Below are 12,943 nucleotides of genomic sequence, written 5' to 3'. Positions count from 1 at the left end.
CTAACTCGCCGGGCCCGCCAGCACCGCCACCGTCGAGACCGGCGGCGTGCCCGAGCCGTCGCGGCGCGGGTCGAGCTCCGGGAGCCGGGCGGGTGTGCCGTTCTGCTGGGCCGCGCGGGCCGGGGACTCGCCCGCCCAGGCCAGCAGCAGCACGTCCTCGCCCTTGAGGAAGCGCTGGCAGCGGACGCCGCCCGTGGCCCGGCCCTTGCGCGGATACTGGTCGAACGGCGTGAGCTTCACCGTCGTCACCGAGTCGTCCAGCGCGCCGGTCGAACCCGCTGCTGTGAAGACCACCGCATCCCGCGCCGGATCGACCGCGGTGAACGAGATCACCTGCGCGCCCTCCGAGAGCTTGATGCCGGCCATGCCGCCCGCCGCCCGGCCCTGCGGCCGCACCTGAGAGGCCTGGTAACGGAGCAACTGGGCGTCGGAGGCGATGAAGACCAGGTCCTCCTCGCCCGTACGCAGCTCGACACCGCCGACGATCCGGTCACCGTCCTTCAGCGTGATGACCTCCAACTCGTCCTTGTTCGCCGGGAAGTCGGGCACCACGCGCTTGACGACACCCTGCAGGGTGCCGAGCGCCAGGCCCGGCGAGGACTCGTCGAGCGTGGTGAGGCAGATCACCGACTCGTCCGCCTCCAGTGACAGGAACTCCGAAAGCGGCGCTCCGCCCGAGAGGTTGGGCGCGGACGCGGTGTCCGGGAGCTGCGGCAGATCGATCACCGAGATCCGCAGCAGCCGCCCGTCCGAGGTGACGGCGCCGACCTCGCCGCGCTGTGTCGCCGGCACGGCCGAGACGATCACATCGTGCTTGGTGCGCTTGTCGGTCTCCGTCAGCTGGGCCTCGGCCGTGGCCGTACGCGCCAGCAGACCGGTCGACGACAGCAGCACCCGGCACGGGTCGTCCGCGACCTGCAGCGCCGCCGTGGCCACCGGCGTGCCCGCCGACTCCAGCAGCACGGTCCGCCGATCGGTGCCGAACTTCTTGGCCACCGCGGCCAGTTCGCCCGAGACCAGCTTCCGCAGCTCGGCGTCGGACTCCAGGATCCGGGTCAGCTCGGCGATCTCCGTGTTCAGCCGGTCGCGCTCGCTCTCCAGCTCCAGGCGGTCGAACTTGGTCAGCCGGCGCAGCGGCGTGTCCAGGATGTACTGCGTCTGGATCTCGCTGAGCGAGAAGTGCTCGATCAGCCGCCGCTTCGCCTCCGCGGAGTTCTCACTCGACCGGATGAGGCGGATGACCTCGTCGATGTCGAGCAGCGCGACGAGCAGGCCCTCGACCAGATGCAGCCGGTCGCTCCGCTTGCTCCGCCGGAACTCGCTGCGCCGCCGCACCACCTCGAAGCGGTGGTCGAGATAGACCTCCAGCAGCTCCTTCAGGCCCAGCGTCAGCGGCTGGCCGTCCACCAGCGCCACGTTGTTGATGCCGAAGGACTCCTCCATCGGCGTCAACTTGTACAGCTGCTCCAGAACGGCCTCCGGAATGAAGCCGTTCTTGATCTCGATGACCAGACGCAGGCCGTGCGAGCGGTCGGTGAGGTCCTTGACGTCCGCGATGCCCTGGAGCTTCTTGCTGGAGACCAGGTCCTTGATCTTCGCGATCACCTTCTCCGGGCCCACGGTGAACGGCAGTTCGGTGACGACCAGACCCTTACGGCGCGCCGTGACGTTCTCCACGGCCACGGTGGCCCGGATCTTGAAGGTGCCGCGGCCGGTCTCGTACGCGTCCTTGATGCCGGCGAGGCCCACGATCCGGCCGCCGGTCGGCAGGTCGGGCCCGGGGACCAGGCGCATCAGCGTCTCGAGGTCCGCGCCGGGGTGCTTGATCAGATGGCGGGCAGCGGCGATCACCTCGCCGAGATTGTGCGGCGGCATATTGGTGGCCATGCCGACCGCGATTCCGGACGCGCCGTTGACCAGCAGGTTCGGGAAGGCCGCGGGAAGCGCGACGGGCTCGCGCTCCTGGCCGTCGTAGTTCGGTGAGAAGTCGACGGTGTCCTCGTCGATCGACTCCGTCATCAGCGACGTCGCGTCGGCCATCCGGCACTCGGTGTAACGCATCGCGGCCGGCGGGTCGTCATTGCCGAGCGAACCGAAGTTGCCGTGGCCGTCGACCAGCGGGAGGCGCATCGAGAACGGCTGTGCCATGCGCACCAGCGCGTCATAGATCGACGCGTCGCCGTGCGGGTGCAGCTTGCCCATCACCTCGCCGACGACGCGGGCGCACTTCACATAGCCGCGGTCGGGGCGCACCCCCATCTCGTTCATCTGGTACACGATGCGGCGGTGCACGGGCTTCATGCCGTCGCGGGCGTCCGGCAGGGCTCGCGAGTAGATCACGGAGTACGCGTACTCGAGGAAGGAGCCCTGCATCTCGTCGACGACGTCGATGTCGAGGATCCGCTCCTCGAAGTCGTCGGGCGGCGGGGTCTTCGTGCTGCGGCGGGCCATCGCGGCTGCTGCTCCTTCACGTACCGGATCTGGATCTGACGCCGACCATTGTGGACCGTCCCACTGACAACGTGGACCACGACCCGGGAACAACGCCGATCACGGCCCTGGAACTTCGCCAGGTGTCAGCACGCTTGCATACAGTGGCAGCACTCTCTGTATCGCGATCGAAGGGACGTACATGCCCATGGGTCACACGGCCACAGCGCAGGCCGGTTCCGGCGGCCTGACAGCGACAGAGCACCGGCTGGCCAACGGCCTGCGCGTGGTGCTCTCGGAGGACCACCTGACCCCGGTCGCCGCGGTCTGCCTCTGGTACGACGTCGGCTCGCGCCACGAGGTCAAGGGCCGTACGGGGCTCGCCCACCTCTTCGAGCACTTGATGTTCCAGGGCTCGGCCCAGGTGAAGGGGAACGGCCACTTCGAGCTGGTGCAGGGCGCCGGCGGTTCGCTGAACGGCACCACCAGCTTCGAGCGCACCAACTACTTCGAGACGATGCCCACCCACCAGCTGGAGCTCGCGCTCTGGCTGGAGGCCGACCGCATGGGCTCGCTGCTCGCCGCCCTCGACGACGAGTCGATGGAGAACCAGCGCGACGTCGTCAAGAACGAGCGCCGCCAGCGATACGACAACGTCCCGTACGGCACGGCGTTCGAGCGGCTGACCGCGCTCGCCTACCCCGAGGGCCACCCGTACCACCACACGCCGATCGGCTCGATGGCGGACCTGGACGCGGCCACTCTCGAGGACGCCCGCGCCTTCTTCCGTACCTACTACGCGCCGAACAACGCTGTACTCTCCGTGGTCGGCGACATCGACCCGGAGCAGACGCTCGCCTGGATCGAGACGTACTTCGGCTCCATCCCGTCCCACGACGGCAAGCAGCCGCCGCGCGACGGCTCGCTGCCGGTCACCATCGGCGAGCAGCTGCGCGAGGTCATCGAGGAGGAGGTCCCGGCCCGCGCGCTGATGGCCGCCTACCGCCTGCCGCACGACGGCACCCGCGAGTGCGACGCGGCCGACCTCGCCCTCACCGTCCTCGGCGGCGGAGAGTCCTCCCGGCTGCACAACCGTCTGGTGCGCCGCGACCAGACCGCCGTCGCCGCCGGATTCGGTCTGCTGCGCCTCGCCGGCGCTCCCTCGCTCGGCTGGCTCGACGTCAAGACGTCCGGCGGCGTCGAGGTCCCGCAGATCGAGGCCGCGGTCGACGAGGAGCTGGCGCGGTTCGCCGCCGAAGGTCCGACGCCCGAGGAGATGGAGCGCGCGCAGGCGCAGTTGGAGCGCGAGTGGCTGGACCGGCTCGGCACGGTCGCGGGCCGCGCGGACGAACTGTGCAGGTACGCCGTGCTGTTCGGCGACCCGCAGCTGGCGCTGACCGCAGTCCAGTGTGTCCTCGACGTCACCGCCGAGGAGGTGCAGGCCGTCGCCGAGGCGCGGCTGCGCCCGGACAACAGGGCGGTGCTGGTCTACGAACCGGTGGCGGGCTCCGAGAACGGCGACGTCAGCGACGAAGACGTCAGCAACGAAGAGGAAGAGGCGGACCAGTGAGCGACGCTGCCGTGACCATGGACTTCCACCCGCAGCCGACGGCCGGACCCGCCCGGCCCTGGGCCTTTCCCGCCCCCGACCGCGGCACGCTGGACAACGGCCTGACGGTGCTGCGCTGCCACCGCCCCGGCCAGCAGGTCGTGGCCGTCGAGCTCTCGCTCGACGCACCGCTCGACGCCGAGCCGGACGGCCTCGACGGCGTCGCCACGATCATGGCCCGCGCCCTGTCGGAGGGCACCGACAAGCACTCGGCCGAGGAGTTCGCCGCCGAGCTGGAGCGCTGCGGCGCCACGCTCGACGCGCACGCCGACCACCCCGGCGTCCGGGTCTCGTTGGAGGTCCCGGTCTCCCGGCTGCCGAAGGCGCTCGGTCTGCTCGCCGACGCGCTGCGGGCACCCGCCTTCGCCGACAGCGAGATCGATCGGCTGGTCAAGAACCGGCTGGACGAGATCCCGCACGAGGCGGCCAATCCGGCCCGGCGTGCCGCCAAGGAGCTTTCCAAGGAGCTCTTCCCGTCCGCGCTGCGGATGTCGCGCCCGCGCCAGGGCACCGAAGAGACCGTGGCGCGGATCGACTCCGCGTCCGTACGGGCCTTCTACGAGGCGCATGTCCGGCCCGCCACCGCCACCGCGGTGATCGTCGGCGACCTCACCGGAGTCGATCTCGACGCCGTGCTCGCGGACAGCCTGGGCGCCTGGACGGGCGACAAGGCATCGCCGCGGCCCGTACCGCAGATCTCCGCCGACGACACCGGCCGCGTGGTCATCGTGGACCGCCCGGGTGCCGTGCAGACGCAGCTGCTGATCGGCCGCGTCGGCCCGGACCGCCACGACAGCGTCTGGCCGGCCCAGGTGATCGGCGCGTACTGCCTCGGCGGCACGCTCACCTCCCGGCTCGACCGCGTGCTGCGCGAGGAGAAGGGCTACACCTACGGCGTACGGGCCTTCGGCCAGGTGCTGCGCTCGGCTCCGGACGGCTCCGGCGCGTCCATGCTCGCCATCAGCGGCTCCGTGGACACGCCCAACACCGGACCGGCGCTGGACGACCTCTGGAAGGTGCTGCGCACGCTCGCGGCCGAGGGGCTGACCGACGCGGAGCGCGATGTCGCCGTGCAGAACCTGGTCGGCGTCGCGCCGCTGAAGTACGAGACGGCGGCGTCCGTCGCGAGCACGCTGTCCGACCAGGTCGAGCAGCATCTGCCGGACGACTTCCAGGCGCAGCTGTATGTGCGGCTGGCGGACACCGGCACCGTGGAGGCGACGGCCGCGGCCGTGAGCGCCTTCCCGGTGGACCGGCTGGTCACTGTGCTCGTCGGTGACGCCTCGAAGATCGAGGAGCCCGTCAGGGCGCTCGGCATCGGCGAAGTGACCGTCGTCACGGGCTGATCGGGCACCTCGCGCCGTTCGATGCAAGGCCGATCGAGGCGAACAACTTCACAACGAAGAACGGAACCCCGGCGTCCACCCGACGCCGGGGTTCCGTCATTTGCCCCTTTTGTAGCGGTGGTGCCTGTCTGTCCTGTGGCATGCGTGACAAACGGGGCTGACTTTTTGGTGATGGGAAGTTGATCCGTTTAGCGTCGGTCGGGCTGTCCGCCAGTAGCCCGCCGCATCCGCGGCACGGGCAGCCATCGCCGAGTCCCCGTCAGGCGCGAGCCTGGGGAGCCGGGGACCCACATGAAGTCCCTGGGGTGAATCGGACGCCTTCGCACTCGTGTGAAGGGGCCCGTAGGAGACCTTCCTGCTCCGAACCCGTCAGCTAACCCGGTAGGCGAGAAGGAAGGAAAGGACCAGCCACTTCATGGCGTTCACCCGTGCCACCGGGAAACACCGTGCCCCCAGCCGGATGTCGCGCAAGAGCGCGAACATCGCCGGCGTTGCGGCTCTCACCACCACCGGCGTCATCGGAGCCATCGCTTCTCCGGCCTTCGCCGCCGAGACCGCTGCCGCGCCCGCCGCGGCCACCGTCACCGACTCCGGTCCCACCCAGGTCGTCGGCTCCGCGTCGCTCGCCGCCCAGATCGCCGAGCAGGCCGAGGCCCAGGAGCGCGAGGCCGCCGAGGCCCGCGCCAGGGCGAAGGCCGCCGCCGAGGCGAAGCGCAAGGCCGAGGCCCGTGCCAAGGAGATCCGCGAGGCCAAGGAGCACGCCGCCCGTGAGGCCGAGCGCAAGCGCCTCAACGCCTTCCGGCTCCCCGTCGCCGGTTCGCACGTCACCACCGGCTACAAGGCCGGCGGTTCGCTCTGGTCCTCCGGCAGCCACTCCGGCGTCGACTTCCGTGCCGCGTCCGGCAGTTCGGTTGTGGCCGTCGGCGCGGGCACCGTGGTCGAGGCAGGCTGGGGCGGCGCGTACGGCAACAACATCGTGCTCCGGATGAAGGACGGCTCGTACACGCAGTACGGCCACCTGTCCTCCATCAGCGTCTCCGTCGGGCAGAGCGTCGCCGCGGGCCAGCGGATCGGTCTCTCGGGCTCGACCGGCAACTCCACCGGGCCGCACCTCCACTTCGAGGTCCGCACCACCCCCGAGTACGGCTCGGACATCAACCCGGTCGCGTACCTGCGCGCGCACGGCGTGAACGTCTGACCCCCTTGCGACGCGTCTGTTCCCGCGCACACACCGAAGGCCCCGGCCCCTCGCCGGGGCCTTCGGCGTTTGGGGCCTCCTGGCCAAAAGATATCCATGGATTCCGGCCTGCCATCGGAAAATGCGGCTCACTGCAATAGAGTCACTGAACAGACGTCAATCGGCTGCGTTTCGCGCGGATTAAAGCGGAGGTTCGGTCATGCGCATTCCCGCGCACTCGGTATGTACGGCGATCCGCGACGACATCGTCTCCGGTGTATTCGAGCGCGGCAGCCGGCTCACCGAGGAGCAGCTGGCCCGCCGCTACGGCGTCTCCCGCGTCCCGGTCCGCGAGGCCCTGCGCACCCTGGAGTCCGAGGGCTTCGTCACCACGCGCCGGCATGCCGGCGCGTGCGTCGCCGAGCCCACCGAGCAGGAGGCCGCCGACCTGCTGGACATCCGGATGCTGCTGGAACCGCTGGGCGCGGCGCGGGCCGCGCAGCGGCGCACCGAGGCGCATCTCAAGGTGCTGCGTGGCCTGGTCAGGCTGGGGCAGGAGCGGGCCAGACGCGGCCAGGGCGAGGACCTGCGCTCACTGGGCGGCTGGTTCCACGAGACGCTCGCCCAGGCGTCCGGCAGTCCGGGTCTGATCGCCCTGCTCACCCAGCTGCGGCACAAGATCGCCTGGATGTACTCCGTGGAGCAGCCGGCCAAGCCGGTGGAGTCCTGGGCCGAGCACGGCGCGATCGTGGACGCCGTGGCGCGCGGCGACGTGGAACGGGCGCGGGCGCTGGCCACGTTGCACACCGAGCGTGCGACGGCCGCGCACCGGCTGCGGATCCCCGAGCGGGTGAGGACTTCGCAACATGCCGTAAACACCTCCAGCGTCCGCAATTAACCATCGCGCCGTATACAAAGGGAAGCAATTCGCGGCCCGAGTGGCCTTCCTTTCGTGTGCCCGAATTCTCAGTGCGTTCTGCCGGGGGAAAGCAGGAGCCGCGGTCACCCGAATTCGGGCGGCCGCGGCTCCTGCTTTTCGATGACCAGATTCAGACGGTTTCCGGAAGCTCCTCGAGCCCCTCGGCGACCAGCTTGGCGAGACGGTCCAGGGCGGCGTCGGAGCCGTCCGCGTCGGAAGCCAGCACGATCTCCTCGCCGCCCTGCGCGCCCAGGCCGAGCACGGCGAGCATGGAGGCGGCGTTGACCGGGTTGCCGTCAGCCTTGGCGATCGTCACCGGAACGCCGGAGGCGGTGGCGGCACGGACGAAGATGGAAGCGGGGCGGGCGTGAAGGCCCTCGGCCCAGCCGACGTTGACGCGGCGCTCAGCCATGGTGTTGCCCTTCAAGTCTCAAGAGGTTGTCTAGACCAGTCTCTCATGCGCTGCGGCGTGCTCCCAGCGACCCCGCACACTGCCCGGGACACTGCCCGAGCGGGTGCGGGGTCACCTCAGACTGCCGCGCGCCAACGGCCCACGCGACCGGTGGGTGAGCCGTACGCTTTCAGGCATGCAGACCCAGCCGGACCACGCCTACCCCGATCACTGGGAAGCAGACGTGGTGCTGCGCGACGGCGGCACCGCGCGCATCAGGCCCATCACCGCCGATGACGCCGAGCGTCTGGTCAGCTTCTACGAACAGGTCTCGGACGAGTCGAAGTACTACCGCTTCTTCGCGCCCTACCCGAGGCTCTCCGCCAAGGACGTCCACCGGTTCACCCATCACGACTATGTGGACCGGGTGGGTCTCGCGGTCACGGTGGGCGGGGACTTCATCGCGACCGTCCGCTACGACCGGATCAACGCGGACGGCCGGCCCGCGAGCGCCCCGGCGGACGAGGCCGAGGTGGCGTTCCTCGTGCAGGACGCGCACCAGGGGCGCGGTGTCGCCTCCGCCCTTCTTGAGCACATCGCCGCGGTGGCCCGTGAGCGGGGAATCACCCGCTTCGCCGCCGAGGTCCTGCCCGCGAACAACAAGATGATCAAGGTGTTCCGGGACGCCGGCTACACGCAGAAGCGCAGCTTCGAGGACGGCTCCGTCCATCTGACCCTCGACCTGGAACCGACCGCCGAGTCCCTCGCGGTGCAGCGCGGCCGCGAGCAGCGCGCCGAGGCGCGCTCCGTCCAGCGCCTCCTCGCCCCCGGATCGGTCGCCGTGATCGGCACCGGCCGCGCGCCCGGAGGGGTGGGCCGGACCGTGCTGCGCAACCTCCTCGAAGGGGGTTACACGGGCCGTACGTACGCCGTGAACCGCGCCTTCGCCGAGGACCGGCGCGAGGTGGACGGCGTTCCCGCCTTCCGTTCCGTCGGCGAGATCGGCGAGCCGGTCGATCTCGCCGTGGTCGCCGTCCCGGCCGAGCGCGTGCCGGACGTGGTGGCCGACTGCGGCGAGCACGGCGTCCAGGGCCTCGTCGTCCTCGCGGCCGGATACGCCGAGAGCGGCCCGGAAGGCCGGCAGCGCCAGCGCGAACTGGTCCGGCAGGCACGCTCGTACGGCATGCGCATCATCGGCCCCAACGCATTCGGCGTGATCAACACCTCGCCCGGCGTCCGGCTCAACGCGTCGCTCGCCCCGCACCCTCCGGCGAGGGGCCGGATCGGTCTCTTCACCCAGTCCGGCGCGATCGGCATCGCACTGCTGTCCGGGCTGCACCGGCGCGGCGCCGGTCTCTCCTCCTTCATCTCCGCGGGCAACCGCGCGGACGTCTCCGGCAACGACTTTCTGCAGTACTGGTACGAGGACCCGGACACCGACGTCGTCCTGCTCTACCTCGAATCGATCGGCAACCCGCGCAAGTTCACCCGCCTCGCGCGGCGTACGGCGGCGGTGAAGCCGGTCGTCGTCGTCAAGGGCGCGCGCCACAGCGGCAGCGAGCCGCCGGGCCACGCGGTGCCGGTGACCAGGATCCCGGACGCCACGGTCGGCGATCTGCTCCGCCAGGCGGGCGTGATCCGCGTCGACACCGTCACCGAACTCGTCGATGCGGGCCTGCTGCTGGCGGGCCAGCCGCTGCCCGCGGGCCCGCGGGTGGCGATCCTCGGCAACTCCGAGTCGCTCGGCCTGCTGACGTACGACGCCTGCCTCGCGGAGGGCCTGCGCCCGCTGCCGCCGACCGACCTCACGACCGCGGCCACGCCGGCGGACTTCCGGGCTGCGCTCGCGCGGGCGCTGACGGACGAGGGCTGCGACGCCGTCGTGGTGACGGCGATTCCCTGGGTCGGGGACAACGGCGTGACGGAGTCCGGCGATGGCGAGGTCCTCGCGGCGGCCCTCCGCGAGGCGGCGGCGACGTCCCCGGCGAAGCCGGTCTCGGTGGTCCATGTGGAGCTCGGCGGCCTCGCGGACGCCCTGGCGGCGGCGGGCACCACGCGGCCCCGCGCTTCGGTACCCGCGGGTCTCGGGGCGCCCGTGTCCGCGGGTCGGCCGCCCGCGCCCGCGGCTGAACAGGCACCGGCCGCCGGCCGTGACCTGGCCGGCGGCGACGTGGCAGCCGCGCGTCGCGAACCCGGCGCGGAGTCCGGGGGAGTGCGGCCCCCAGCCAGCCCCCGCCCGCCCGTGGCGGCCGGACCGGCCCGGGGCGGCCCACCGGCTGCGAGCCCGGCTCCGGGCTCGAGCGGCCGGGCACCGGCAGGCGCCGAGGCTGATCGGCCCGGGGCCGATCAGCGCCGGATTCCCGCCTATCCCGCCGCCGAGCGGGCCGTGCGCGCACTCGCCGAGGCGGTGAAGTACGCGCAGTGGCGTCGGCACGCCGCCGAGCCCGGCAGAGTCCCCGAGTACGAAAACATCGACGAGGCCGGGGCTGCCGCCCAGATCGACGGTCTGATCGGGGAGGACACCGGCTCCCGGGGGATCACTCTCGCGGCCGGTGACGCGCGCGAGCTCCTCGGGCGGTACGGGATCCTCGTCCGGCACACCCTCCCCGCCCCCGGTCCCGACGACGCCGTGACCGCCGCCGAGGCGCTCGGCTATCCCGTCGCTCTCAAGACCACCGCCCCGCACCTGCGCCACCGCGCCGATCTCGGCGGCGTTCGGCTCGATCTGGCCAACGAGGCTCAACTCCGCCAGGCGTACGAAGAGTTGACCGAGGCCTTCGGCAAGCCCGAGGAGCTTCAGCCCGTCGTGCAGGCGATGGTCCCGCGCGGTGTGGACACCGTCGTACGGGCCGCGATCGATCCCGCCGTCGGTGCCGTGCTCTCCTTCGGTCTCGCCGGCGCCCCGTCCGAGCTGCTCGGCGACACCTCCCACCGTCTCGTTCCGGCCACCGACCGTGACGCCGCCGAGCTGATCAGGGCCATCCGGACCGCGCCGCTCCTCTTCGGCTGGCGCGGCTCCGCACCGGTCGACACCGCCGCGCTCGAGGAGCTGCTGCTGCGCGTGTCACGCCTGGTCGACGATCACCCGGAAGTGGTCGGAATCAGTCTCGAACCGGTCGTCGTCGCTCAGCGTGGCCTCTCCGTGCTCGGTGCGTCCGTACGACTCGCCCCGCCCGCCGCCCGCACCGATCTCGGACCGCGACGTCTCCCCAGCTACTGAGGGCGGCCGGAGCGTTCCCGCCCCGTAGGATGGGGCCCATGGCGAAGACCGGTACGACGACCCAGGGGCTGCGAGCGGCGATCGAGCGCAGCGGCTACTACCCGGCCCTCGTGGCCGAGGCGGTGGAGGCCGCTGTCGGAGGCGAGCAGATCGCGTCGTACCTGGTGCATCAGGAGACCACTTTCGACGCCAATGAAGTCCGCCGCCATGTCACCGTGCTCGTCCTGACGGCCAACCGCTTCATCGTCAGCCACACGGACGAGCAGGCCGCCGACTCCAGCTCGCCCACGCCGTACGCCACCACCTCCACCGAATCGGTCAAGCTCGGCCGGATCTCGTCGGTCGTGGTCAGCCGCGTCGTCGCCAACCCGGAGTCGTACACCCCCGGCACCCTGCCCCGCGAGGTCGTCCTCACCATCGGCTGGGGCGCCGTCTCCCGTCTCGACCTGGAGCCCGCCGCCTGCGGCGACCCCAACTGCGAGGCCGACCACGGCTACACCGGCAACTCCACCGCGGACGATCTCAGCCTGCGCGTCAGCGAGGCCGGCGACGGCCCCGACGCCGTCCGGCAGACCCTCACCTTCGCCCAGGCGCTCTCCGAAGCCACGGCAGCCACGCGCTGATGGCTCAGCCCGCTGCCTGGTCGGACGACCCCATCCCGCTCGCCGTCGGTTCCGCGCCCGTCCCCGAGTACGGCTTCGGATCACTCTCGGAACTGCTGCCGACGCTCGCCGCCGGACAGGGCGTGCCGGATCTCGCGTACTCCATGCCGGAGCTCACCCCCGCCGACCGGAACTGCGTCTTCCTGATCGACGGTCTCGGCTGGGAGCAGATCAAGAACCACCCGGACGAGGCCCCGTATCTCACCTCGCTGCTCGGCACCTCGCGCGGCGGCACCGGGCGGCCCATCACCGCCGGCTTCCCGGCCACCACGGCGACCTCGCTCGCCTCTGTCGGCACGGGACAGTGCCCGGGCGCGCACGGCCTGCCCGGCTACACCGCGCGCAACCCGCAGACCGGTGAGCTGATGAACCAGCTCCGCTGGAAGCCGTACACCGATCCGAAGACCTGGCAGCCGTACCCGACCGTCTTCCAGCTCGCCGCCGAGGCGGGCGTGCACACCGCGCAGGTGTCCTCACCGGGCTTCGAGCAGACCCCGCTGACCCAGATCGCACTGAGCGGCGGAACGTTTCACGGGCGGCTCTCCGCCGAGGAGCGGATGGACCTCGCGGCCGAGCAACTGGCCGCGGGCGACCGGTCGCTGGTCTACACGTACTACAGCGAGGTCGACGGCAAGGGCCATCGCCTCGGCGTCGACTCCGACGCCTGGCGCGGCCAGCTGATGTACGTCGACCGGCTGGTGCAGCGGCTCGCCGAGCAACTGCCGCCGCACGCGGCGTTGTACATCACCGCGGACCACGGCATGATCGACATTCCCTTCGACGAGCAGTCGCGCATCGACTTCGACGAGGACTGGGAGCTGCGCGCCGGAGTCGCGCTGCTCGGCGGCGAGGGCCGGGCCCGCCATGTCTACGCCGTCCCCGGGGCCGAGGCCGATGTGCTCACCGTCTGGCGCGAGGTGCTCGGCGAGCAGTTCTGGGTGGCGAGCCGCGACGAGGCGATCGCGGCGGGCTGGTTCGGCCCGCGGATCGACGAGCGCGTGTACGGCCGGATCGGCGATGTCGTCGCCGCGGCTCACGACGATGTGGTGATCATCGCGTCCGTCAACGAGCCGAACGAGTCCGCGATGGTCGGGATGCACGGCTCCATGACCCCCGTCGAGCAGCTCGTCCCGCTCCTCGAAGTACGCTCGTAACCTCCCGCCTCCCGGCCGCCCGACCCGAAAGGTCC

At 71.3% G+C, this 12,943-nt stretch carries 9 protein-coding genes and 1 riboswitch; of the genes, 7 read left to right on the top strand and 2 right to left on the bottom strand.

Going from position 1 to position 12,943, the window contains the following annotated elements; all coding sequences use genetic code 11:
* A complete protein-coding gene (locus tag ACH4YL_RS19645; RefSeq protein ID WP_398508634.1) occupies window positions 1-2,451 on the bottom strand; it encodes a DNA topoisomerase (ATP-hydrolyzing) subunit A in 2,451 nt (816 codons plus the stop codon).
* Between the two features lie 181 nt (window positions 2,452-2,632).
* Between ACH4YL_RS19645 and ACH4YL_RS19640 the strand changes: the two genes are divergently transcribed.
* From ACH4YL_RS19640 to ACH4YL_RS19625, 4 genes are all read left to right on the top strand, one after another.
* Window positions 2,633-4,000, top strand: a complete 1,368-nt coding sequence (locus tag ACH4YL_RS19640) for a M16 family metallopeptidase (RefSeq protein ID WP_398508633.1) — start codon at window positions 2,633-2,635, stop codon at window positions 3,998-4,000.
* Window positions 3,997-5,385 (top strand): M16 family metallopeptidase, encoded by a 1,389-nt coding sequence (locus ACH4YL_RS19635; protein WP_398508632.1) that lies wholly within the window; start codon window positions 3,997-3,999, stop codon window positions 5,383-5,385. Before ACH4YL_RS19640 ends, ACH4YL_RS19635 begins: the two co-directional genes overlap by 4 nt.
* Window positions 5,386-5,621: 236 nt before the next feature.
* Window positions 5,622-5,788: riboswitch (cyclic di-AMP (ydaO/yuaA leader) on the top strand.
* 12 nt (window positions 5,789-5,800) lie between these two features.
* Window positions 5,801-6,583: a M23 family metallopeptidase gene (locus tag ACH4YL_RS19630; protein WP_398508631.1), complete on the top strand. Its 783-nt coding sequence runs from the start codon at window positions 5,801-5,803 to the stop codon at window positions 6,581-6,583.
* Between the two features lie 199 nt (window positions 6,584-6,782).
* Complete coding sequence (locus ACH4YL_RS19625) at window positions 6,783-7,460, top strand: GntR family transcriptional regulator (protein ID WP_398508630.1); 678 nt, start codon at window positions 6,783-6,785, stop codon at window positions 7,458-7,460.
* Window positions 7,461-7,611: 151 nt separating this feature from the next.
* Here the strand turns inward: ACH4YL_RS19625 and ACH4YL_RS19620 are convergent, their stop codons facing one another.
* Window positions 7,612-7,893 carry an HPr family phosphocarrier protein gene (locus ACH4YL_RS19620; protein WP_398508629.1) on the bottom strand — a complete coding sequence of 94 codons (282 nt, stop codon included), beginning with the start codon at window positions 7,891-7,893 and terminating at the stop codon, window positions 7,612-7,614.
* 175 nt (window positions 7,894-8,068) lie between these two features.
* Here ACH4YL_RS19620 and ACH4YL_RS19615 point away from each other — a divergent pair, with 175 nt between their 5' ends.
* From ACH4YL_RS19615 to ACH4YL_RS19605, 3 genes are read left to right on the top strand one after another with little or no spacing between them, the layout of a single operon-like run.
* Entirely contained in the window at window positions 8,069-11,092 is a 3,024-nt protein-coding gene (locus ACH4YL_RS19615; RefSeq protein WP_398508628.1) for a GNAT family N-acetyltransferase, read from the top strand.
* A gap of 38 nt (window positions 11,093-11,130) precedes the next feature.
* Entirely contained in the window at window positions 11,131-11,715 is a 585-nt protein-coding gene (locus ACH4YL_RS19610; RefSeq protein ID WP_398508627.1) for a DUF5998 family protein, read from the top strand.
* Entirely contained in the window at window positions 11,715-12,908 is a 1,194-nt protein-coding gene (locus ACH4YL_RS19605; protein WP_398508626.1) for an alkaline phosphatase family protein, read from the top strand. The genes ACH4YL_RS19610 and ACH4YL_RS19605 overlap by 1 nt, the downstream gene beginning before the upstream one ends.
* Window positions 12,909-12,943 lie beyond the last annotated feature (35 nt).

It is taken from the genome of Streptomyces sp. NPDC020681 (assembly GCF_044334895.1).
GTDB lineage: Bacteria > Actinomycetota > Actinomycetes > Streptomycetales > Streptomycetaceae > Streptomyces.
Note: the sequence above shows the minus strand (reverse complement) of the source record. Positions and strands in the feature narration are given on the sequence as shown.